Source organism: Methylobacterium sp. 1030 (assembly GCF_040544715.1).
GTDB lineage: Bacteria > Pseudomonadota > Alphaproteobacteria > Rhizobiales > Beijerinckiaceae > Methylobacterium.
This window is the reverse complement of the sequence record NZ_JBEPKM010000013.1, coordinates 23,927-45,266: the sequence shown is the minus strand read 5'-3', so window position 1 is coordinate 45,266 and position 21,340 is coordinate 23,927. Positions and strand designations below refer to the sequence as shown.

Genomic DNA, 21,340 nt, shown 5'->3' with positions numbered 1-21,340 from the left:
TTCACCGGAGCCGGCGGCGCACCATATGCAACAGACGCAACCGGCACCGCCCGCATGCGGGCGGGCGCCGCGACCGATGCGCCGGGCGCCGGGCCTCGCGAGGTTTACGGACCGGACTACGAACGAGAGGGCGGTTTCGTTCCGTGCGAACGGCGCCGGGCCGCCGCAGCAGGGAGTACGGGATGCCGAACTACCGCGTCGACTTCGCCAAGGAGATCCTCGGGGTGCCGTTCACGATCGGCTCGGTCGCGATCGCGCGGGCCCGCGATCCCGAGCGCGCCCGCCGTGCCGCGGAGCTGCGCTTCGCCCGCCAGCACGGCGTCGGCGACTGGCGCGAACGGGCGGACCTCGCCACCGTGGCCGAGCGGCTCTGACGGCCGGCCGGATCCGCCGCACCACCCCCGTCACACGATGGTCGTGCCGCGCCCGCACATGGGAAGCCCCGTGTCCGCGACCGGTCAAGCTCTGGTCGCGGCGGCCGCGGCGCCGTAGAATGGCGGGCGGATCGGGACGCCCGCCGGCGTCCGGATCCCGTTCCGTCCGCGCCCGACCGACGAGCCGGCGTCGCGGGACCGGACACGTCTCGAATTCGGGTCGACGGGGGTCAGTGCGAAGGTCATGGCGGCGATCTCCTTCTTCGGCGACCTGCTTCAGACCATCAGCGAGCGCGGCCGCGACCTGATCGGGATCGGGCGCGGCGACATCGCGTCCCGGGCGAGTGCCGGCGACCTCGTCAAGCTCTGCGAGGACCTGATCTCCCGGCGCGGCGAGGCCTCCGGGGTGGCGCTGGCCCGCCTGATCCTCGACCGCTACGCGAGCTTCGGCCAGGCGGAGCGCCACGCCTTCCTGCGGGCCATCGCCCTCGACTTCGACGCGGACCACGCCGCTGTCGACGAGGCGATCGCCGCCTACCGCGCCGCGCCCTCCCGCGCCCGGCTCGGCAGCCTGCACGAGGCCGCCGAGCCGCGCAGCCAGGAGCTGATCCGCCGCCTCAACCTCGCCCGCGGCGGCACGCTCAGCCTCGTGCGGATGCGCGAGGACCTGTTCGACCTGCGCCGGGCCCTGCGCGCCGGCGACGAGGCCGACCCCGCCCTGATGGACGCCGTCGACAGTCTCGACTGCGACTTCGAGCACCTGTTCGCGTCATGGTTCAACCGCGGCTTCCTCGTGCTGCGCCACATCGACTGGACGACGCCGGCGCACATCCTGGAGAAGATCATCCGCTACGAGGCGGTCCACGCCATCTCCGGCTGGGACGACCTGCGCGCCCGCATCGAGCCGCCGGACCGGCGCTGCTTCGCGTTCTTCCACCCGGCGCTCGCCGACGAGCCGCTGATCTTCGTCGAGGTGGCGCTCACCGACCAGATCGCCCCGGCGATCGCCCCGATCCTGTCGCAGGAGCGCAAGCCGCTGCAGCCGCAGGCGGCCACCACGGCGGTGTTCTACTCGATCTCGAACTGCCAGAAGGGCCTCGCCGGCGTCACCTTCGGCAACTTCCTGATCAAGCAGGTGGTCGAGGACCTGACCCGCGAGGTCCCGACGCTTAAGACCTTCGTGACGCTCTCGCCGGTGCCGGGCTTCGCCGCGTGGCTGGCGCGGGAGCGCCGGGCCGACAGCCCGCAGGGCCTGCTGCCCGAGGATGTCGAGACCCTGCGGGCGCTGGACGACCCGGCCTGGCCGGCCGACAAGGCCCGGGCCGAGACGGTGCGCCGGGCGCTGATCCCGGCCGCGGCCGCCTATTTCCTGCGCGCCAAGAACGAGCGCGGGCGCCCCCTCGACCCGGTGGCCCGGTTCCATCTCGGCAACGGCGCGCGCCTCGACCGGATCAACTTCCTGGGCGACACCTCCAAGAAGGGGCTGGCGCAGTCCCACGGGCTGATGGTCAACTACCTCTACGACCTCGCGGCCATCGAGCGGAACCACGAGACCTACGCCAATCTCGGCACCGTGGTGGCGGCCCCGGCGGTGACTCGGGAGCTGCGCGCCAAGCTGCCGCCGCCCCGGGCCGTGGTGCTCGCCGAGGCGTAGGCGTCGCGACGCACCGGGCCGCGCGGACGACGCGCCGCCGGAAAGGGCTCGCCGAGGGGGCCTCCGGGCGGCTATGGGTGCGCGCGACCCATAGCCCGTGATAGCCCAGCCTCACGATGACGAACCACCTCTTCTCCCTGGTGCGGGACGGCGCCGCCGATCCCGCCAAGACCGTGATCGAGACGCCGGACGGGCGCCGCTACGCGTACGCGGACCTGATCGCCCGCTCCGGCGCCTACGCGGCGGCCCTGCGGGCGGCGGGCGTCGCGCCCGGCGACCGGGTGGCCGTGCAGGTCGAGAAGAGCCCCGAGGTGATCTTCCTGTATCTCGGCGCGGTCCGGGCCGGCGCCGTGTTCCTGCCGCTCAACACCGCCTACACCCCGGCGGAGATCGGCTACTTCCTCGGCGACGCCGAGCCGACCGTGTTCGTCTGCGACCCGGGCCGGCGCGACGCGCTCGCCGAGGCCGCCGCCGGCGTCCGGCAGGTCTGGACCCTCGACGCGGCGGGCGGCGGCAGCGCCGCGGAGGCCGCTGACCGGGCCGCCGATGCGGGCGCCGCCTTCGCGGACGTGCCCCGGGGTCCGGAGGATCTCGCGGCGATCCTCTACACCTCGGGCACGACCGGGCGCTCCAAGGGCGCCATGCTGACCCACGACAACCTCGCGTCGAACGCCCGGACGCTGGTCGCGTACTGGCGCTTCACCGCCGACGACGTGCTGATCCACGCCCTGCCGGTGTTCCACACCCACGGCCTGTTCGTGGCGACCAACACGGTGCTGGCGAGCGGCGGCTCCATGCTGTTCCTGCCCCGGCTCGACCCGAAGCTGATCCTGAGCCTGATGCCGCGGGCGACCGCTCTGATGGGCGTCCCGACCTTCTACACCCGGCTCCTCAAGGAGCCGGGCCTGACGCCGGAGGCGGCCCGGGGCATGCGCCTGTTCGTGTCGGGCTCGGCGCCGCTGCTCGCCGAGACGCACCGGGAATGGCAGGCCCGCACCGGCCACGCCATCCTCGAGCGCTACGGCATGACCGAGACCAACATGAGCACCTCGAACCCCTACGCGGGGGACCGGGTCGCCGGCACGGTGGGCTTCCCCCTGCCGGGCGTGTCCCTGCGGGTGGTCGATCCCGAGACCGGCGCGGCCCTCGGGCCCGACGCGGTCGGCATGATCGAGGTGAAGGGCCCGAACGTGTTCCAGGGCTACTGGCGCATGCCCGAGAAGACCGCGGCCGAGTTCCGGGCCGACGGATTCTTCATCACCGGCGACCTCGGCAAGGTCGACGGCCGGGGCTACGTCCACATCGTCGGGCGCGGCAAGGACCTGATCATCTCGGGGGGCTTCAACGTCTACCCGAAGGAGGTCGAGACCGAGATCGACGCCCTGCCGGGCGTGGTCGAATCCGCCGTGATCGGTCTGGCGCACCCGGATTTCGGCGAGGCCGTCACCGCCGTCGTGGTGGGCGGCGCCGGCTGCCCGGACGAGGCCGGCGTGCAGGCCGCCCTGGAGGGCCGCCTCGCCCGGTTCAAGTGCCCCAAGCGCGTCCTGTTCGTGGACGAGCTGCCGCGCAACACGATGGGCAAGGTCCAGAAGAACCTGCTCCGCGAGGCGCATGCGGGGCTGTACCGGGACTGACGCGCCGTCCTGTCAGAAGGGTCGACGGAGCGAGGATCCGGCCACCGCGTCGCTGCGAGCGGAGCGGAGCAATCCAGGCGGCGCCACGCTGCTCGACGTCGCGCAACTCCGGGGCACGTCGCCTCGCCCGGGATGACGGCGCCGAGGCCCCTACGGAGGGGCCTCGACCACCGAATCAGAGATTGTGCTGCGTCCGCTCGCCCGCGGGCGGCGTGTGGCTCTCCGGATCGACCACCTTGCGGGCGGCGGCGTTGAGGTTGTCCGGATCGAGGGCGGTCTGGACGAACTCGCGGCCGATATTGGTCACCTCGCGGGCGTAGCGCAGGCCCTGGTCGCGGACCTCGTCGGCCCAGGGACCGATGCTCCGGTCCTCCTGGCGGGTGCGCGGCAGCAGCGCGCCGAGGAGCAGGCCCGCGGCCACGCCGACCACGCCGACGAGGAGCGGGTTGTCGTCCACGAAGCGCTCGACGGCGGTGCGCCCGCGGTTGATCCCCTCGATCCCCTGGTTGGTCAGGTCGTCCAGCGCCCGCATGTTGCGGCGATGGAGGGCGCCGGCCCGCTCCCGGGCCTCGTCGTAGGCCGCGGTGGCGCGGTCGCGCGCCTGATCGGCCGCCCCGCCGAGGCGGTCGTTGATGTCGTCGGCGAGGCCCGAGACGGTGCGGCGCGCCTGCCCGGCGAACTCGGTGGCCCGGTCGCCCGCCGCCCGGATGCCGTCCTTCGCGGCCGAAGCGGCGTCCTGGGCAGCGTCCTGGGCAGTGTCGCGGGCGGCGTCGTGCACGGCCGCGTCGTGCGAGCCCGTCGCCGCGCCGGGCCGGAGCGGGTCGTGCAGGCCGCGCGGATCGGGCCGGAGGGTGAAGTCGCCCGCGGCGGTGCCGGGCGTGCCCGGGTCGCCGAGGCCGGCCGGATCTGGCCGCAGGCTCTTGTCGTCGGCGCCGTGCGGCATCCCCGCCGCGGCGGCGAGCTGCTCGGGGGTGCTGGAGGGGATACCCGGCTTGTCGGTCATGGCGCTGTCCTCAGATGTCGGTCTCGCCGGCCCGCCTTCGGCGCCGGTCTGCCCGGTCGTCCGGCCGGGCGGCACGGTGTCTCGTCCCGGATCCGGCCGGACCCGGACGGGTCCGGTCCTCAGATCTCGGTCGTGTCCAGCGGATCGCGGGCCGGGCGGACCGTCGGGCGGTCGGGGTCGTAGCCGCGGGCCGCGCCGGTGTTCAGGGTGGGCACGCGCTCGGCCGAGACCTCGGTGCGGCGGCGCTGGGCGTCGCGGGCCATCCGGTTGAACAGCAGGCCGACGCCCGCCGCGATCAGCAGCACCGGCACGGGATTGCGGCGCACCGCCTCCAGGGCCGAATCGTAGGTCGTATTCAGCGCCGGCACCCGGCGGGCATTGCCCAGCATCTCGTCCACGAGATTCGGCACCGAGAGCCGGCCCTGGATGCGGTCGATCGTGTCGTCGAGCCGGGCGCGGCTCTCCTCGATCTCCTTCTCGAGGTCGTTCATCGTACTCATCCGGACACGCGCTCCGAGAGGGCCTGGGCATCCTGGCGGACCTGGCGCGTCGTGCGCTTCGGGGCCAGGGTCGAGAGGGAGAGGACGCTGCGCGCCCACAGGGCCATCCCGAGGGCGAGGAGCAGCAGAACGCCGCCGACGATCAGGGCCGAGAGCCACTCGGAGCCCACGATGGTGGCGAGCCACTTCACGAAGGCGCCGATCAGCACCAGCAGAGCGACCACGGCGAACACCGCCGAGCCGACCATGCAGGCGAGGCCGACGATGAGCTGGCGGACGTTGCCGGCCATCTCGGCCCGGAACAGCGCGATCTCCTTGCGGGCGAGCTCGTTGGTCTCCCGCAGGGCGTCGCCGATCAGGCTCTGGATGCTGGAGGGGCCCGTGGCTGGGCCCGTGGAGGGGCCCGCCTGGCGCGGGTCGGAGCCGTAGGTCATGGCGTCAGGCCCGGAAGCTGTCGCGGGCGTCGCCGTCCGGCGCCTCCGGCGGCAGGCTGGACGACTTGATGAAGCGGGCGGCGATCAGGCCGGCCACGAAGGTCCCCACGGCCACCGCCACCGGCGCGCGCCGGGCGAAGGCCTCGGCCTCGCTGTAGAACTCGCCGAGGCTGCGGCGCTCGATCGAGGAGCCGAGCTGCTCCAGCCCGTCCGCGGCGCTGTCGAAGAAGGCGCGGACGTTCGGCTTGTCGCCGAGATCGCGGCCGGAATTGCGGATCGTCTGCGCCAGGTCGTGGACCGACTGCGCGGCGTCGCTCTTGCGCTGCTCGACGTAGCTCTGCGCCTGCAGCCGGGCCGCGTCGAGCAGACCGCGCCCGCGCTCGGCCGCCACGTCGGCGAGCCCCTCGACGTCGCCCTGGAGGGCCCGCCACTGCGCGCGCTCCTCCGCGGCGGTGTGGGGCGCGTCGTGCGGCGCGGCGTGCGGCCCCTCGCGGTGCGGATCCGCGATCGGATCCGCGGGGGTGCCTTGCGGTAACTCGTTGCCGGCCATCTCGAAAACACTCCTCGCGGCGCGGGGACGGGGCCGCTCGCGGCGACCGCGGGCCCCGCGATGGCTGAGTAACCGACTCGGCTGTCGCGGGTTCCGGTCCCTGTGCGCCCTTCCGATGCATGCGCGGGGTCCGGCGCGACGGGCGGCACCGCTCACGCGCCGTTCAGGCAAGATCTGCCAGAACCGCCACGCTTGTACAACGCTCGCACGGGGCGCCCGACCGGGGCGCTCGACCGGGACGGAGCGGCCGCCCTGTCCCGGAACGGCAGGGCCTCGACTTGACCCGCGCCCGGCTTCACGCTTGGGTTGCGGGACGACCGACAAAGGATCGCGCAGGGCCTCCGCGCGTTCTGACATAATAGTGACGTCCCGATGCAGGCGCGGCGAGATCCTCGACCCGACCCGCGCCCCTGATCCGGAGCCGACCCGCGTGGCACGCCTTGTGATCGTATCGAACCGCGTCGCCGTCCCGGAGGAGGGCGGCAAGGCGGTGGCGGCGGGCGGCCTCGCCGTCGCGGTCAAGGAGGCCTTCACGGCCTACGAAGGTCTGTGGTTCGGCTGGAGCGGCACCATCACGGACGAGCCGTCCGAGGAGCCGACGCTGATTGATCGGGGCCGGGTCCAGTACGCCGTCGTCGACCTCTCGCCGCAGGATCACCTGGAATACTACGCCGGCTTCGCGAATCGCGCCCTGTGGCCGATCATGCATTACCGGCTCGGGCTCGGCGCCTTCTCGCGCTCGGACTATGCCGGCTACAGCCGCGTGAACCGGACCTTCGCGCGGGCGCTGGCCAAGCTGGTCGAGCCCGACGACATCATCTGGGTCCACGATTACCACCTGCTGCCGCTCGCCGCCGAGCTGCGCGGACTCGGGCTCGACAACCCGATCGGCTACTTCCACCACATCCCCTGGCCCGCCGCCGACGTGTTCAACTCGCTGCCGGCGAGCGGCGAGCTCCTGCGCGCCATCGTCGACTACGACCTGATCGGCCTGCAGACCGAGGCGGACGTCCAGAACCTGCAGCGCAACCTCGTCGATACCCAGCGGGCGATCCCGCTCGGCGGCGGCTCGCTGATGGTCGACGGCCGCCGGACCCGGATCCGCGCCTTCCCGATCGGCATCGACGTCGCGGGCTTCAAGGAAGCCGCCGAGAAGGCCAATTCCAACAAGGTCGTGCGCGAGACCATCGCGGGCCTGCGCACCCGCAAGCTGCTGATCGGCGTCGACCGGCTCGACTATTCCAAGGGCGTGCCCGAGCGGATGGAGGCGGTGGAGAGCTTCTTCGCCTCGAATCCCGACCAGCGCGGCAACGTCACCTACATCCAGATCACGCCGAAATCCCGCAGCGAGGTGCCGGAATACGAGCAGCTCGCCCGCGAGGTGAACGAGAAGGTCGGCGAGATCAACGGCTCGCTCGGCGACCCGGCCTGGACGCCGATCCAGTACATCACCAAGGCCTATCCGCGGCCCGTGCTGGCCGGCCTCTACCGGGCCGCCCGGGTCGGGCTCGTCACGCCGATGCGCGACGGCATGAACCTCGTCGCCAAGGAGTACGTCGTCGCCCAGAGCGAGGACGATCCGGGGGTGCTGGTCCTGTCGAAATTCGCCGGCGCCGCCCGGCAGCTGCCCGAGGCGCTGCTGATCAACCCCTACGACCGGTTCGAGGTCGCCGAGGCGATCCGCGCGGCCCTCTACATGCCGAAGGCCGAGCGGCTGGCGCGCTGGAAGCCGATGGTCGAGCGCATGACCCGCGAGGACGTCGACTGGTGGGCGCGCAACTTCCTGGCGGAGCTCGAGAACTTCCGCACGGTCGAGCGCGAGCCGCCCACCGCCGCCGCGGCCGCCGAATAGCCGGCGCCTCCCGCTGCTCCCGCCCGCCGCCATCCGTGTGACCGGACGCCCCGCATGATCGCCGTCGACGACGGGGTGCCGGCACCGCTCGGCGCCCATTTCGACGGGCGCGGCGTGAACTTCGCCCTGTTCTCCGAGCACGCCACCGCGGTCGACATCTGCCTGTTCGAGCCGGGGGAGCGGCACGAGACCCGCACGGTGCGGCTGCCCTGCCGGACCGACGACGTCTGGCACGGCTACCTGCGCGGCGTGCTACCGGGCCAGCTCTACGGCTACCGGGTGCACGGCCCCTGGGACCCGGCGGCGGGCCACCGGTTCAACGCCTCGAAGCTCGTCCTCGACCCCTACGCGCGGGAGATCCGCGGCCGGATCCGGTGGCACGACGCGCTCTACGGACACCGCCGGGGCGGCGGGCGCGAGGACCGGATCGACCGGCGCGACAGCGCGGTCTACATGCCGCGCTGCGTGGTCACCGCGCCGGAGGTGCCCGACCTCGCCCTCAACCCGGTCCGCCGGCCGCTCGCCGAGACGGTGGTGTACGAGGCGCACGTCAAGGCGCTGACCCGCACCCATCCCGACATCCCCGAGGCGGAGCGCGGCACCTACGGGGCGCTCGCCCACCCGGCGATCATCGAGCACCTCGTCAAGCTCGGCGTCACTGCCCTGGAGCTGCTGCCGATCCAGGCCTTCGCGGACGACCGCTTCCTGGTGGAGAAGGGGCTCGTCAATTTCTGGGGCTATCAGCCCCTGGGCTACTTCGCCCCGGAGCCGCGCTACCTGGGGGAGGGCGGCCTCGGCGGCCTGAAGGCGGCGATCCGGGAGCTGAACGCCGCCGGGATCGAGACCTGGCTCGACGTGGTCTACAACCACACCGCCGAGGGCGACCATACCGGCCCGACCCTGTCGTTCCGCGGCATCGACAACGCCAGCTACTACAAGCTCGACCCCGCCGACCCGCGCCGCAACCGCGACTGCACCGGCTGCGGCAACACCTTCGACGCGAGCCACCCGCGGGTGATGCAGCTCGTGCTCGATTCCCTGCGCCACTGGGTCACCGCCTACGGCATCGCGGGCTTCCGCTTCGACCTCGCCTCGAGCCTCGGGCGGGCGCCCTTCGCCTTCACCCCGCAGGCGGCCTTCTTCCAGGCCGTGGCGCAGGACCCGGTGCTGGCGCGGGTGAAGATGGTGGCCGAGCCGTGGGATGTCGGGGAGGGCGGCTACCAGCTCGGCGGCTACCCGCGCGGCTGGAGCGAGTGGAACGACAAGTTCCGCGACGCCGCCCGGGGCTTCTGGAAGGGCGATTCCGCCACGCTCGCCAAGGTCACGCAGGGGCTGACCGGCTCGCGCGAGGTGTTCGCCCCGTCCGGGCGCTCGCCGCTTGCCAGCGTCAACTTCATCGCCAGCCACGACGGCTACACGCTCGCCGACACGGTGTCGTACGAGGAGAAGCACAACGAGGCCAACGGCGAGGACAACCGCGACGGCCATAACCACAACGTCAGCCGCAACTACGGCGTCGAGGGCGACACCGACGACGCGGCGATCCTCGCCCTGCGCGCCCGCCAGAAGCGCAACATGCTGGCGACGGTGATGCTGGCCCAGGGCGTCCCGATGCTGCTCATGGGCGACGAGCGCTCCCGCAGCCAGGGCGGCAACAACAACGCCTACGCCCAGGACAACCCGACGAGCTGGATGGACTGGAGCGTCGATCCGGATCCGGCCCTCACGGACTTCGTGGCCAACCTGCTGGCCCTGCGCCGGGCCCAACCGGCCCTGCGGCGGCGGCGCTTCTTCACGGGCGCGCTGATCGACCCCGACGAGCCCCTGCGCGACGTGCACTGGCTCTCCCCCGAGGGCATCGAGATGGAGGTCCGGCACTGGTCCGACGACGGGCTTCAGGTGTTCGGCATGCAGATCGGCAACGACGGCGACCCGGGCGAGCGCCTGCTGATGCTGTTCAATGCCGGGGCGGAGGCCGTCAGCTTCCGCCTCGCCCCGGTGATCGGCGGCCCGTGGACGCCGGCCTTCGACACGGGCGAGCCCGCGGGCGCCCGCACCCCCGGCGCGCCGGCGATCGCGGCCGGGACCGCCGTGCCGCTGCCGGGCCGCACGGTCCTGGTGCTCACCGCGCCGGGCACCGAGACCGGCAACCGGGGCGGCTGGGTGCCGGGCCGGTAGGGGCGGGGCGCCTCAGGGCCGGCCGGAATCGGCCGGACGGCGCCGTCAGTCGAACAGGCTGGAGACGCTGGATTCGGTCGCGGTCCGGCCGATCGCCTCGCCGAGCAGCGGCGCGATCGTCGCCACCCGGATGTTGCGGGCGAGCTTGACGGCCTGGGTCGGCTGGATCGAGTCGGTGATCACCAGCTCCTTCATCCGCGAGGCGGCGATGCGGGAGACCGCGCCCCCCGACAGGACGCCGTGCGTGATGTAGGCCGAGACGTCCTTGGCGCCGGCGTTGAGCAGGGCCTCGGCGGCGTTGACCAGGGTGCCGCCCGAATCGACGATGTCGTCCACGAGGATGCAGGAGCGGCCCTCGACCTCGCCGATGATGTTCATCACCTCGGACTCGCCGGGGCGCTCGCGGCGCTTGTCGACGATGGCGAGCGGGCAGTCGATCCGCTTGGCGATGGCGCGCGCCCGGACCACGCCGCCGACGTCCGGCGAGACCACCATCCGGTCGGCGCTCGGCAGCCGCTCCTTGATGTCGCGCACCATCACGGGGGCGGCGAACAGGTTGTCGGTGGGGATGTCGAAGAAGCCCTGGATCTGGCCGGCGTGGAGGTCGAGGGTCAGGACGCGGTCGGCGCCGGCCTCCGTGATCAGGTTCGCCACCAGCTTGGCCGAGATCGGGGTGCGGCCGGAGGTGCGCCGGTCCTGCCGCGCGTAGCCGAAATACGGGATCACCGCCGTGATGCGCCGGGCCGAGGACCGGCGCGCGGCGTCGATCATGATCAGCAGCTCCATCAGGTGGTCGTTCGCCGGGAACGAGGTCGACTGGACGATGAACACGTCCTCGCCGCGCACGTTCTCCTGGAGCTCGACGAAGATCTCCATGTCGGCGAAGCGCCGGACCATGCACTTGGCGAGCGGCAATTCGAGATAGGCCGCGATCGCCTCGGCCAGGGGCCGGCTGGCATTCCCGGCGATGATCTTGATCGAGGATTTCATGGGCGGCCGCTCGCTCGCGGCCGGACCTCCCGCCGCTCTTGTTCAGACCGGTCTCCCGAGGAGCCGGAACGATCCGATGACGGGCGAGGCTCTTAGCAGCGGGCCGGAAGTGTCACAATGCCTTCACGGCCGCGCCCTCACCGCGCTCTTACCCCGCTCTCACCGCGGACGCGCGCGGCGGACCCGGCCCCGGACCCGGGTTCGGATCCCCGCGCGCCCGGTCCCCTCAGGGGGCCGGCGGCTCCAGCAGCCGGTGCAGGTGCACCACGAAGTAGCGCGTCTGCGCGCTGTCGACGGTGGCCTGGGCCTTGGCCCGCCACGCGGCCTGGGCGGTGGCGTAGTCCGGGAAGATGCCGACGATGTCGAGGTTCTTGATGTCCCGGAACCGGACCCCGTCGAGATCCTGCAATTCACCGCCGAAGACCAAGTGCAGTCTCTGGTCGCTGTCGATTTCCGTCGTCATGGCCCGTCCTCCGTTCCTGCGCGGCGCTCGCAAATGGCGGGCCCGCGGTCAAGCCTGAACATCCGCAGGCGAGCCCCGAATCCGCCGCAGGTCTGCGGCGGCCGGGCGAGGGGGCCGGGCGAGGGGGCCGGCCGGGGGGCTGAACGTAGCGGCGCGGTGGATGCGCAACACCGGACGCGCCGTGCTACGAGCGGCCCATGACACGCCGCCTCCTCCCCGACGCCGTCCTCGTCGCGCTGGCCCTCGGCCTCGGCGCGGCGCAGGTCCAGGCCCAGCAGGCGCCCCGCGCGCCCCGCCCCGACAGGAGCGTCCCGGACCGGCGGGCCGGGCCGCCGGTGATCGGCTGCCCGTCGCTGGCCAATTACCGCATGCTGATGCGCGACGGTGCGGCGGCGGCCGCGGCGCACTTGGCCGACCCCAAGGCGGACCATCTCGGCTGCGCGGCGCTGGCGCGCACGGACCTCGCCGGCATCGTCGACAAGGTGACGCTGGGCGGCGCGAGCTACGACTGCGCCGCCGTGCGCGGCACCACGGCCTGCCACTGGATCGCGCCCGGGACGATTCCCGAAGGCCCCGCACCGGCCAAGCGCTGACGGTCGGCCGCGCGGCCCGCGCTCAGCGCAGGTGGCCGCTGGCGCGCAGGTCCCGCTCGACGGCGTCGTGGAGGGCCTGGAGGGGATTGTCGTTGATGGCGGCGGGCGGGTGCAGCGGCGCCATCGGGGCGGGCCGCGCGTCGAGCCCCGGCAGGATCGTGGCCTCGGCGCCCGGCCGACGCGGGGGAAGTCGCACGGGCCGGCGCGCCGCGAGGGTTCGCAGCGCCTCGCGGGCGCCGGGCGGGAGGAGCGTGACGAGTCTGTCCAGCATGGCCGGCCTCAGCGCGCGCGGCCGGCCGCGGCCGGCGGGAACGGGACGGTGGCGGCGGATCGGTTCTTCACGCGGGCACCCGTGCGGGATCGATCGCGGGAAACGAGCCGGCACCCCCACAGTTCCGATGAAGCAGTATCGCGAATTTAATCGCACGTGTCGCCTGAATATCGGCGAACACTGGTTTATCGGTTTCGATTGTCTGAAGCGTGGCGGAAGCGGATGGGAATCGAACCCACCGTACGCTGTTGGCGTACCACTGGTTTTGAAGACCAGGAGGGCCACCAGACCCCGTTCGCCTCCGCGACCGGGGGTACGGGCAGGGCGGGGCGGGGTCAAGGCCGCCCGCGTGCGGCGGATCGCGCCGCCGATCCGCCGCCCGGACGCCCGGATTCGTATTAATTCCGCCACACTGTTGTGGCCCTGCACCAGTCATGCCGTTCCTGAGACGCTCACGGAGAGAGGAAGGCCCCGCGTCGGTCCCCGAGAGGGGTGCCGACGGGGCGGGCCAGGACGCGGTCCAGCAGGACGCGGTCCAGCAGGACGCGGTCCAGCAGGACGCGGTCCAGCCGGCCGCGGATCAGCGGGACGCGGGCACGCCCGCGGGCCCCGAGGCGTCCCAGCCGTCCGGCACGCCCCTGGCGGAATCGCTGCGGCCGGGCCCGCGCGGTCCCGGCTGGATCGGCGCCGCCATGGTGATCACCGCCCTGGTCTCGGCGCTCGCGACCTTCCTGATCCTGGCCGGGGTGATCCGGGTGACGCCGACGCCGGCCTACGGCGTGACGCTGCTGGCCATCAACGCCGCCCTGGTGCTCGGCCTCGCGGTCATCATCGCCTGGGAGGCGCGGGTCTTCCTGCACGCCCGCAAGGCCAACGCCGCGGTGGCGCGCCTGCACACCCGCATCGTCGGCCTGTTCTCGCTGATCGCGATCCTGCCGACGATCCTGCTCGCCGTAGTCGCCTCGGTGACGATCGACCGGGGCCTGTCGCTCGGCTTCACCGACCGGGTCCGGGACGTGGTGCTGAAATCCGTGGAGGTGGCCGACGCCTACCAGGAGAACCAGTGCCAGAGCCTCGCCCGCGAGATCCGCATCCTCGCCGACGACCTCACCCGGGCCCGGCCGAACTTCGACGTGAACCGGGACTGGTTCCAGACCTTCCTGACCACCCGGGCGACCAATCTCGGCCTGCCGGTGGCGCAGATCATGCGCGGCCCCACCGAGGTGGTGGCCCGGGCCAAGATCGACGTCCTGAAGACGAACCGCCTGCCCTCGGCGGCGGCCTTCGAGGACGCGGCGAACTCCGCCGATCCGATCTGCCTCCTGCCCACCGAGGGCCGGGTCTTCGCCGCGCTGCTGCGCATGCCGGCCTACGACGACGCCGTGCTGATGGTGCAGCGGGAGGTGAGCCAGCTCGCCATCGAGTTCCCGGGCGTGTCCCGGGCGGCGGCGGCCGAGTACCTCACCTACGATTCGCTGCGCCGCTCGATCCAGATCACCTTCGCGTCGGTGTTCCTGCTGATCGCGCTGATCGCGCTGCTCTCGGCCGTCTGGTTCGGCATGAACTTCGCCAACCGGTTCGTGGCGCCGATCCGGCGGCTGATCAACGCCGCCGACCAAGTGGCGTCGGGCAATTTCTACGCCCAGGTGCCGACCAAGAAGACCAGCGGCGACCTCGCCCACCTGGGCGAGAGCTTCAACAAGATGACCCAGGAGCTGCGCCGCCAGCACGCCGGTCTGATCGCCGCGAGCGACCTGATCGACACCCGCCGCCGCTTCACCGAGGCCGTGCTGTCGGGGGTCTCGCCCGGGGTGATCGGCCTCGACGCGGCGGGCTTCGTCACCATCGCCAACCCCGCCGCCGAGCGGATGCTCGACCTCGCGAGCGACGCCCTGGTCGGCGAGCCGCTGGCCCGCGCGGTGCCGGAGCTCGCGCCGGTGCTGGCCGAGAGCGAGGCGCGCCCGCGCAGCCTGCAGCAGCAGCAGGTCCAGCTCACCCGGTCCCGGGGCGAGCGCACCATCACGGTGCGGGTCACGAGCGAGCAGGCGCAGGGGGCGTCCCGCGGCTCGGTGGTGACGCTCGACGACATCACCGACCTCGTCCAGGCGCAGCGCAGCTCCGCCTGGGGCGACGTGGCGCGCCGCATCGCCCACGAGATCAAGAACCCGCTGACCCCGATCCAGCTCTCCGCCGAGCGGATCCGCCGCAAGTACGGGAAGGTCATCACCGCCGACAAGGAGGTGTTCGACCAGTGCACCGCCACGATCGTGCGCCAGGTGGACGAGATCAAGCGTATGGTCGACGAGTTCTCGGCCTTCGCGCGGATGCCGAAGCCCGCCATCGCGCCGAACGACCTCACCGAGATCGCCAAGCAGAACCTGTTCATGATGCGGGTCGCGCACCCGGACATCGACTTCGCGTTCTCGGCCCAGGGCGGCGCGGGCAGTGCGGAGAAGATCGTGGCGGCCTTCGACATCAGGCTGCTCAGCCAGGTGATCACCAACATCCTCAAGAACGCCGTCGAGGCGGTGGCCGAGGTGCCGGAGGCCGAGCTCGGCAAGGGCAAGATCAGCCTGAACCTCGCCGTCGAGGACGGGTTCGCGGTGATCGCCGTCACCGACAACGGCAAGGGATTCCCGGCCGAGGGGCGCCAGCGCCTGCTCGAGCCCTACATGACCACCCGCGAGGGTGGAACCGGGCTGGGGCTTGCTATCGTCAGCAAGGTGCTCGAGGAGCACGGCGGCGGGATCGAGCTGAACGACAATCCCGCCGGCCGCGGCGGCCAGGTCCGGATGCGGGTCCCGCGCGAGCACGGGCCTGAGCCGGCGGCGGCGGCCCCTGAGACCAGTCCCGTCACGACAGAGGAGAAGGGCGCCGCGCCGACGGCCCCCCGGATCGCGGAGATGCACGCATGAGCGCCGATATCCTGATCGTCGACGACGAGGCCGACATCCGCGACCTCGTCGCCGGGATCCTGGACGACGAGGGCCACCGCTGCCGCACGGCCGGCGGCTCGGACGAGGCGCTCGCCGCCATCGAGGCGCGCCGGCCGCACCTCGTCTTCCTCGACATCTGGCTGCAGGGCTCCCGGCTCGACGGCCTGCAGGTGCTCGACCTGATCAAGGCCGCGAACCCCGACCTGCCGGTGGTGATGATCTCGGGCCACGGCAACATCGAGACCGCGGTCTCGGCCATCAAGGCGGGCGCCTACGACTTCATCGAGAAGCCGTTCAAGGCCGACCGGCTGATCCTGGTGGCCGAGCGGGCGCTGGAGGCCTCCCGGCTCCGGCGCGAGGTCCGCGACCTGACGGCGCGCTCCGGCGCCACCAACCGCATCGTCGGCACGTCGCTCGCCATCAACCAGCTGCGCCAGACCCTCGACCGGGTGGCGCCGACGAACGCCCGGGTGATGATCACCGGGGCGCTGGGCGCCGGCAAGGAACTCGCGGCGCGCAGCCTGCACAAGGCCTCGGCCCGCTCGAACGGCCCGTTCGTGCTCCTCAACGCGGCGGCGATCCTGCCCGAGACCATGGAGGCCGAGCTGTTCGGGGTCGAGGGCGAGAGCGGCCGGCGGGTCGGCGCCCTGGAGGAGGCCCACGGCGGCACCCTCTACCTCGACGAGGTCGCCGACATGCCGCGGGAGACCCAGAACCGGATCCTGCGCGTCCTCGTCGACCAGAACTTCCAGCGGGTCGGCGGCACGACGCGGGTCCACGTCGATGTCCGCATCATCTCCTCGTCCTCCCGGGACCTTCAGGAGGAGATCGCCGCCGGCCGCTTCCGCGAGGACCTGTTCCACCGCCTGTCGGTGGTGCCGATCCGGGTCCCGGCCCTGTCGGAGCGCCGGGAGGATGTGCCCGAGCTGATCCAGTTCTTCATGGACAACATCTCGTCCCAGACCGGCCTGCCCAAGCGCCGGATCGCCGAGGACGCCATGGCGGTGCTGCAGTCGCACAACTGGCCGGGGAACGTGCGCCAGCTCAAGAACAACGTCGAGCGGCTGATGATCCTGACCCAGGCCGACCCGGAGCAGGAGGTCACCTCGGAGATGCTGCCCTCCGAGATCGGCGCCCTGGTGCCGACGACGCCGGGCGGCGCGGGCGGCGAGAAGCTGATGAGCCTCGCGCTCCGGGAGGCCCGCGAGATCTTCGAGCGCGAGTACCTCGTGGCGCAGATCGCGCGGTTCTCGGGCAACATCTCGCGCACCGCCGAGTTCATCGGCATGGAGCGCTCGGCCCTGCACCGCAAGTTGAAGTCCCTCGGCATCGGCCCGTGAGACCGCGGCGCCGGGGCGCGCGTTGAGGGCGGGGCCGATCCGTCACGGATCGGCTGGAACGGGGGTTGCTTGCACCCACGCTTTCACGTCGTCATGGTGTTGGTATACACGGCCCTGGACCGGATGATCGGACGATCCGGCCCGCGGCATACTCCTCCCGGACCGAGCGAGCCGGGACAACAAGAAGGCCAAGAAGATGGCGGGCGAACGCGCACAGAACCTTCAGGACACCTTTCTCAACCATGTCCGCAAGAACAAGATTCCGCTGACCATCTTCCTCGTCAACGGCGTCAAGCTGCAGGGCGTGGTGACGTGGTTCGACAATTTCTGCGTGCTGCTGCGCCGGGACGGGCACTCGCAGCTGGTCTACAAGCACGCGATCTCCACGATCATGCCGGGCCACCCGGTGCAGCTGTTCGAGCCGGACGAGACCGCCGAGAAGGCGTGAGGGCCGGCGGCCCCGGCGCCTAGCGGGCCGGAAGCCGGGGATCGGGCGGGTCGGAGGCCCGATGCGCCGCGCGGGCGACGCCGCGCGACCGGCGCGGCCGCGGCGGGGGGAGGGCGGAGACCCCGCCCGCCGACGGATATCTGTGCCCGTTCGCGGCCGGCATCTTGGCCCGGCCCGCCCGCATCCCCATTCTGACATTCCGACCTCTCCAACGAAGCCGTCGCCCGGGGCGGCGGCGCCGAAGGCCGTATGACCGAAACGCTGACGTCCGGCGAAGCCCGCCTCCAGGCGCAGGCCGCCCCCGAGGGCGAGATCGCCGCGGCGACCCACACCCTGGTGATCGGCCCCTACCTCGCCCGCGGCGCGGCGGGGGCCGGCCCCGGACCGGCCGCGCCGTCGCGCTCCGTGGAAGCCCGCCTCGACGAGGCAACCGGGCTCGCCGCCGCGATCGAGCTCGACGTGGTCGAGAGCCTCGCCGTCAGCCTGCCGCGGATCCGGCCCTCCACCTATCTCGGCAAGGGCCGGGTCGAGGAGATCGCCGGCCTGATCCGCGCCCGCGAGATCGGCCTCGTCGTGATGGACTGCGCCCTGTCGCCGGTGCAGCAGCGCAACCTCGAGAAGGCCTGGGGCGCCAAGGTCATCGACCGCACCGGCCTGATCCTGGAGATCTTCGGGCGCCGCGCCTCCACGCGCGAGGGCACGCTGCAGGTCGAGCACGCCCACCTCGCCTACCAGAAGTCCCGCCTCGTCCGCTCCTGGACCCACCTGGAGCGCCAGCGCGGCGGCTTCGGCTTCCTGGGCGGCCCCGGCGAGACCCAGATCGAGGCCGACCGGCGCATGATCCAGGAGCGCATGACCCGGATCGAGCGCGACCTCGACGCGGTGGTGCGCACCCGCGGCCTGCACCGGCAGAGCCGGGCCCGGGTGCCGTACCCGATCGTCGCGCTCGTCGGCTACACGAACGCCGGGAAGTCGAGCCTGTTCAACGCCCTGACCCGGGCCGAGGTCACCGCCAAGGACATGCTGTTCGCGACCCTCGACCCCACCGCGCGGGCGACCAAGCTGCCCCACGGCGAGACCGTGATCCTGTCGGACACGGTGGGCTTCATCTCCGACCTGCCGACGCCCCTGATCGCGGCCTTCCGGGCGACGCTCGAGGACGCCATCGAGGCCGACGTGCTGCTCCACGTGCGGGACGTCGCCCACGTCGATTCCGAGGCCCAGGCCGAGGATGTCGGCGAGGTCCTGCGCGAGCTCGGCATCGAGACCAGCACCGACCGGATCATCGAGGTCTGGAACAAGGCCGACCTGCTCGACGACGACGAGCGCGCGCGGCTCCTGAACCTCAGCGGCCAGGCCAGGGCCCGCAACGACCGCGACAGCGCCGCGCCGGTCCTGGTCTCGGCGGTGACCGGGGAGGGGCTCGCCGCGCTGTCGGCCCGGATCGAGGCGCGGATTGGGCGCAACCGCGCGAGCTTCGCGGTGGCGCTGCCGCCGGAGGACGGGGCGGCGCTGAACTGGCTCTACGAGAACGCCGAGATCCTCGACCGCCGGTCGGAGGCCGACGGCACCCTGCATCTCGCGATCCGGATCGCCCCCGAGAAGGAGCCGCGCTTCCTCAACCGCTTCGCGGCGGCCCGGCGCCTCGGCCGGGGCGGTTGATGGCCTCGGGCAGCGCCGGCAACCCGACGCTCTCCGCGCTGCGGCCCGCGCGGGCTCCTGCCGAGGGCCGGGCGGATCCCGGATCGGACGACGAGGCGGTTTTGCGGACCATGCAGGCCGGCGGCGGCCTGCGCCTGCTCGGCCTCCGGGTGGTGATCGTGCTGGTGCTGCTGATGGCGGCCCAGGCCTATGACGGCTCTCTGCACGCCCTGAGCCACTGGTTCATCCTCGGCCTGTACGGCCTCGGCACGATCTGGTTCGGGCTGCGGGAGCGGGGCGGCGGCCCCGCGGCCACCGTCTACAGCTGGGCCGGCACCGGCCTCAATGCCGGGCTCGCCGTCTACGTGATCATCGAGCACATGCTGGCCGGGGGCGGGGCGGGGCTCGGCGCCGACGCGGTGAGCCGCCTGCCCGCCTTCCTGCTCCTGCTCCAGACCGGCCTGAGCATGCGGGTGGCGCAGACCCTGCTATTCTGCGGGCTCGTCACCGTCTGCTGGAGCGCGGCCTTCCTGGTCGGCCTGATCCATCCGGACCTGTTCCCGAACGCCGACACCTTCCCGACCGCGCAGCTCACCGGGCTCGCCACCTTCATGGCGGCGGGCCTCCTGGTGGTCGACGGCATGGTCCGCCTGCGCGCCGCGGTGGTGCGGGCCCTGCGCATGGAGCACGAGCGGACCCAGCTCGCCCGCTTCGTGCCCGACACGGTCGCCCTCGACCTCGCCGCCGACGACGGCGATTCCGGCCTCGGCATCCACCGGCGCCACGCCTGCCTGATGATCCTCGACATCCGCGGCTTCTCGCGGCTCTCCCGCGAGCACCCGCCCGAGGCCATGGTGACGGCCCTGCTGGGGGTCCGGGCGGCGGCCCAGGCGGCGGTGGCGGAGCAGGGCGGCCTCGTCGACAAGTATATCGGCGACGCGGTGCTGGTGCAGTTCGTCGTCGGCCATCCCGACGTCCAGGCGCGCGCGGCGCTCGCCTGCGCCCTGTCGATCCGCGACCGGATCGCCGCGCTCAACGCGGCCCGCGCCCGGGAGAATCTGTTCCCCCTGCGGGTCGTGGTCGCCCTGCACGCGGGCGACCTGCTGGTCGGGGTCTTCGACGACGGCGTGCGGGCCGAGTACACGGTGCTGGGCCCGGCGATGAACGCCCTGGCGCGGATCGAGACCCAGGCCAAGGCGGCCGAGATCGAGATCGCCGCGTCGGGAGACTTCCTGGACCTGCTCGGCGGCGTGCTCCCGGCCGGGATCCGGGCCGTGCCGGTGCCGGACGCCGCCCTGCCGGAGCACCTCACCCTGTCGGCGATCGCGGTGGCGCCCGGCGCCTGAGACGGATTTCCGGGGGGATCCCGGCGGCGTCTCGGCGGTCTCCCGGCGCCGCAGGGCGCCGGGATCGCGAGGATCGAGGCTGGCGCGCGCGGCGTCTTCTGCTACGCCCGCCGTGTTGCGAGCCCACCGTGCGTGGGCGCGGTGCCACGAGGACGCGATGCAGGGATCGACGCTGGGATCGACGCAGGGATCGAAGCCGGGCTCCAAACCGGGATCGAGGTCGGGATCGAAGCCGGGACCGGGCTGGCTGAGGCGGCTCGCCCTGGGCGTCCTGGCGGCCCTGGCCGCCGCCGGGCCGGCGCGGGCGCAGGAGAAGCCGGCCGCGAAGGCGCTCCCGCCCCTCGTCTTCACCGGCATCCCCGACCAGGACGAGAGCCGGCTGGTCGAGCGCTTCGGCAAGGTCGCCGCCTATCTGGAGGCCGAGCTCGGCGTGCCGGTGCGCTACATCCCGGTGAAGAGCTACCCGGCGGCGGTCACCGCCTTCACCAACGGGCAGGTGCAGCTCGCGTGGTTCGGCGGCTTCACCGGCGTCCAGGCGCGCAAGGCCGTGCCGGGCTCCCAGGCGATCGCGCAGGGCGCCGAGGACGCGGCGTTCAAGACTTATCTCATCGCCAACGCCGCCACCGGGCTGAAGCCGGAGAAGGATTTCCCGAAGGCCGTCGCGGGCAGGACCTTCACGTTCGGCGCCCGCGCCTCGACCTCCGGGCGGCTGATGCCCGAGTACTTCGTCCGGCAGGCCTTCCCGGGGAAGACCCCGGAGCAGGTCTTCGCCCGGGTCGGCTTCTCGGGCGACCACACCCGGACGATCCAGCTGGTCCAGTCCGGCGCCTTCGCGGTCGGCGCCGTCGACTACTCGGTCTGGGACCTCGACTCGAAGGCCGGCAAGGTCGACCCGAAGGCCGTCTCGGTGATCTGGGAGAGCCCGACCTTCCCCGATTACCAGTGGACCGTGCGGGGCGACGTGGAGCAGACCTACGGCGCCGGCTTCACCGACAGGCTGCGGGCCGCGCTGACCGGCATCGCCGACCCGGCGATCCTGGAGCCGTTCGGGCGCTCGAAGTTCATCCCCGTAACCAACGCGGCCTACGAGCCCCTCGTCGAGGTCGGACGCTCCACCGGCCTCCTGGACTGAC

General features: G+C 72.6%; 19 protein-coding genes and 1 tRNA gene. 12 read left to right on the top strand and 8 right to left on the bottom strand.

Annotated features, from left to right (window positions below; translation table 11 throughout):
- Nucleotides 1-182 precede the first annotated feature (182 nt).
- The 3 genes from ABIC30_RS19520 to ABIC30_RS19510 all read left to right on the top strand — a co-directional run bounded on the left by ABIC30_RS19520 (nt 183) and on the right by ABIC30_RS19510 (nt 3,662).
- Complete coding sequence (locus ABIC30_RS19520; protein WP_012318462.1) at nt 183-374, top strand: hypothetical protein; 192 nt, start codon at nt 183-185, stop codon at nt 372-374.
- Nucleotides 375-618: 244 nt separating this feature from the next.
- Nucleotides 619-2,028, top strand: a complete 1,410-nt coding sequence (locus tag ABIC30_RS19515) for a malonyl-CoA decarboxylase (RefSeq protein WP_020095583.1) — start codon at nt 619-621, stop codon at nt 2,026-2,028.
- A gap of 116 nt (nt 2,029-2,144) precedes the next feature.
- A complete protein-coding gene (locus ABIC30_RS19510; protein WP_020095582.1) occupies nt 2,145-3,662 on the top strand; it encodes a malonate--CoA ligase in 1,518 nt (505 codons plus the stop codon).
- Nucleotides 3,663-3,837: 175 nt separating this feature from the next.
- On the opposite strand, the gene ABIC30_RS19505 is transcribed toward ABIC30_RS19510, so the two are convergent.
- The 4 genes from ABIC30_RS19505 to ABIC30_RS19490 form a co-directional block, all read right to left on the bottom strand.
- Nucleotides 3,838-4,665 carry a hypothetical protein gene (locus ABIC30_RS19505; RefSeq protein WP_354455954.1) on the bottom strand — a complete coding sequence of 276 codons (828 nt, stop codon included), beginning with the start codon at nt 4,663-4,665 and terminating at the stop codon, nt 3,838-3,840.
- A 119-nt stretch (nt 4,666-4,784) separates the two neighbouring features.
- Entirely contained in the window at nt 4,785-5,156 is a 372-nt protein-coding gene (locus ABIC30_RS19500) for a DUF3618 domain-containing protein (protein WP_020095580.1), read from the bottom strand.
- Nucleotides 5,157-5,161: 5 nt separating this feature from the next.
- Nucleotides 5,162-5,599 carry a phage holin family protein gene (locus ABIC30_RS19495; protein WP_354455953.1) on the bottom strand — a complete coding sequence of 146 codons (438 nt, stop codon included), beginning with the start codon at nt 5,597-5,599 and terminating at the stop codon, nt 5,162-5,164.
- Nucleotides 5,600-5,603: 4 nt separating this feature from the next.
- Nucleotides 5,604-6,149, bottom strand: a complete 546-nt coding sequence (locus ABIC30_RS19490) for a hypothetical protein (protein ID WP_354455952.1) — start codon at nt 6,147-6,149, stop codon at nt 5,604-5,606.
- Between the two features lie 430 nt (nt 6,150-6,579).
- Between ABIC30_RS19490 and ABIC30_RS19485 the strand changes: the two genes are divergently transcribed.
- Nucleotides 6,580-8,001: an alpha,alpha-trehalose-phosphate synthase (UDP-forming) gene (locus tag ABIC30_RS19485; protein WP_042672419.1), complete on the top strand. Its 1,422-nt coding sequence runs from the start codon at nt 6,580-6,582 to the stop codon at nt 7,999-8,001.
- A gap of 54 nt (nt 8,002-8,055) precedes the next feature.
- Entirely contained in the window at nt 8,056-10,179 is a 2,124-nt protein-coding gene (gene glgX, locus ABIC30_RS19480) for a glycogen debranching protein GlgX (protein WP_020095576.1), read from the top strand.
- A 45-nt stretch (nt 10,180-10,224) separates the two neighbouring features.
- On the opposite strand, the gene ABIC30_RS19475 is transcribed toward glgX, so the two are convergent.
- Together ABIC30_RS19475 and ABIC30_RS19470 are read right to left on the bottom strand one after the other, a co-directional pair.
- Nucleotides 10,225-11,169 carry a ribose-phosphate pyrophosphokinase gene (locus ABIC30_RS19475; protein ID WP_012318471.1) on the bottom strand — a complete coding sequence of 315 codons (945 nt, stop codon included), beginning with the start codon at nt 11,167-11,169 and terminating at the stop codon, nt 10,225-10,227.
- Nucleotides 11,170-11,395: 226 nt separating this feature from the next.
- Nucleotides 11,396-11,632, bottom strand: coding sequence for a DUF4170 domain-containing protein (locus ABIC30_RS19470; RefSeq protein ID WP_020095575.1), 237 nt, complete (start codon nt 11,630-11,632; stop codon nt 11,396-11,398).
- 197 nt (nt 11,633-11,829) lie between these two features.
- Between ABIC30_RS19470 and ABIC30_RS19465 the strand changes: the two genes are divergently transcribed.
- Nucleotides 11,830-12,225 (top strand): hypothetical protein, encoded by a 396-nt coding sequence (locus ABIC30_RS19465; protein WP_020095574.1) that lies wholly within the window; start codon nt 11,830-11,832, stop codon nt 12,223-12,225.
- A 22-nt stretch (nt 12,226-12,247) separates the two neighbouring features.
- On the opposite strand, the gene ABIC30_RS19460 is transcribed toward ABIC30_RS19465, so the two are convergent.
- The gene (locus ABIC30_RS19460; RefSeq protein ID WP_103986185.1) at nt 12,248-12,496 is read right to left on the bottom strand and encodes a hypothetical protein; all 249 of its coding nucleotides are present in this window, start codon (nt 12,494-12,496) and stop codon (nt 12,248-12,250) included.
- 210 nt (nt 12,497-12,706) lie between these two features.
- A tRNA-Sec gene (locus ABIC30_RS19455) sits at nt 12,707-12,799 on the bottom strand.
- A 131-nt stretch (nt 12,800-12,930) separates the two neighbouring features.
- Between ABIC30_RS19455 and ABIC30_RS19450 the strand changes: the two genes are divergently transcribed.
- The 6 genes from ABIC30_RS19450 to ABIC30_RS19425 all read left to right on the top strand — a co-directional run bounded on the left by ABIC30_RS19450 (nt 12,931) and on the right by ABIC30_RS19425 (nt 21,339).
- On the top strand, nt 12,931-15,411 hold the full coding sequence (locus ABIC30_RS19450; RefSeq protein WP_354455951.1) for a sensor histidine kinase NtrY-like: 2,481 nt from the start codon (nt 12,931-12,933) through the stop codon (nt 15,409-15,411).
- Nucleotides 15,408-16,772, top strand: a complete 1,365-nt coding sequence (gene ntrX / locus ABIC30_RS19445) for a nitrogen assimilation response regulator NtrX (protein ID WP_020095571.1) — start codon at nt 15,408-15,410, stop codon at nt 16,770-16,772. The genes ABIC30_RS19450 and ntrX overlap by 4 nt, the downstream gene beginning before the upstream one ends.
- Before the next feature lie 196 nt (nt 16,773-16,968).
- A complete protein-coding gene (gene hfq / locus ABIC30_RS19440; RefSeq protein WP_007563033.1) occupies nt 16,969-17,220 on the top strand; it encodes an RNA chaperone Hfq in 252 nt (83 codons plus the stop codon).
- 249 nt (nt 17,221-17,469) lie between these two features.
- Nucleotides 17,470-18,882, top strand: a complete 1,413-nt coding sequence (gene hflX, locus ABIC30_RS19435) for a GTPase HflX (protein WP_020095570.1) — start codon at nt 17,470-17,472, stop codon at nt 18,880-18,882.
- A complete protein-coding gene (locus ABIC30_RS19430; protein ID WP_020095569.1) occupies nt 18,882-20,207 on the top strand; it encodes an adenylate/guanylate cyclase domain-containing protein in 1,326 nt (441 codons plus the stop codon). Before hflX ends, ABIC30_RS19430 begins: the two co-directional genes overlap by 1 nt.
- 157 nt (nt 20,208-20,364) lie before the next feature.
- Nucleotides 20,365-21,339 carry a putative selenate ABC transporter substrate-binding protein gene (locus tag ABIC30_RS19425; RefSeq protein ID WP_354455950.1) on the top strand — a complete coding sequence of 325 codons (975 nt, stop codon included), beginning with the start codon at nt 20,365-20,367 and terminating at the stop codon, nt 21,337-21,339.
- Nucleotide 21,340 lies beyond the last annotated feature (1 nt).

What these genes read in the sequence shown, in the direction of transcription:
- ABIC30_RS19520 (WP_012318462.1), top strand. Translation starts at nt 183, where the DNA reads ATGCCGAACTACCGCGTCGACTTCGCCAAGGAGATCCTCGGGGTGCCG.
- ABIC30_RS19515 (WP_020095583.1), top strand. Translation starts at nt 619, where the DNA reads ATGGCGGCGATCTCCTTCTTCGGCGACCTGCTTCAGACCATCAGCGAG.
- ABIC30_RS19510 (WP_020095582.1), top strand. Translation starts at nt 2,145, where the DNA reads ATGACGAACCACCTCTTCTCCCTGGTGCGGGACGGCGCCGCCGATCCC.
- ABIC30_RS19505 (WP_354455954.1), bottom strand. Translation starts at nt 4,665, where the DNA reads ATGACCGACAAGCCGGGTATCCCCTCCAGCACCCCCGAGCAGCTCGCC.
- ABIC30_RS19500 (WP_020095580.1), bottom strand. Translation starts at nt 5,156, where the DNA reads ATGAACGACCTCGAGAAGGAGATCGAGGAGAGCCGCGCCCGGCTCGAC.
- ABIC30_RS19495 (WP_354455953.1), bottom strand. Translation starts at nt 5,599, where the DNA reads ATGACCTACGGCTCCGACCCGCGCCAGGCGGGCCCCTCCACGGGCCCA.
- ABIC30_RS19490 (WP_354455952.1), bottom strand. Translation starts at nt 6,149, where the DNA reads ATGGCCGGCAACGAGTTACCGCAAGGCACCCCCGCGGATCCGATCGCG.
- glgX (WP_020095576.1), top strand. Translation starts at nt 8,056, where the DNA reads ATGATCGCCGTCGACGACGGGGTGCCGGCACCGCTCGGCGCCCATTTC.
- ABIC30_RS19475 (WP_012318471.1), bottom strand. Translation starts at nt 11,169, where the DNA reads ATGAAATCCTCGATCAAGATCATCGCCGGGAATGCCAGCCGGCCCCTG.
- ABIC30_RS19470 (WP_020095575.1), bottom strand. Translation starts at nt 11,632, where the DNA reads ATGACGACGGAAATCGACAGCGACCAGAGACTGCACTTGGTCTTCGGC.
- ABIC30_RS19465 (WP_020095574.1), top strand. Translation starts at nt 11,830, where the DNA reads ATGACACGCCGCCTCCTCCCCGACGCCGTCCTCGTCGCGCTGGCCCTC.
- ABIC30_RS19460 (WP_103986185.1), bottom strand. Translation starts at nt 12,496, where the DNA reads ATGCTGGACAGACTCGTCACGCTCCTCCCGCCCGGCGCCCGCGAGGCG.
- ABIC30_RS19450 (WP_354455951.1), top strand. Translation starts at nt 12,931, where the DNA reads ATGCCGTTCCTGAGACGCTCACGGAGAGAGGAAGGCCCCGCGTCGGTC.
- ntrX (WP_020095571.1), top strand. Translation starts at nt 15,408, where the DNA reads ATGAGCGCCGATATCCTGATCGTCGACGACGAGGCCGACATCCGCGAC.
- hfq (WP_007563033.1), top strand. Translation starts at nt 16,969, where the DNA reads ATGGCGGGCGAACGCGCACAGAACCTTCAGGACACCTTTCTCAACCAT.
- hflX (WP_020095570.1), top strand. Translation starts at nt 17,470, where the DNA reads ATGACCGAAACGCTGACGTCCGGCGAAGCCCGCCTCCAGGCGCAGGCC.
- ABIC30_RS19430 (WP_020095569.1), top strand. Translation starts at nt 18,882, where the DNA reads ATGGCCTCGGGCAGCGCCGGCAACCCGACGCTCTCCGCGCTGCGGCCC.
- ABIC30_RS19425 (WP_354455950.1), top strand. Translation starts at nt 20,365, where the DNA reads ATGCAGGGATCGACGCTGGGATCGACGCAGGGATCGAAGCCGGGCTCC.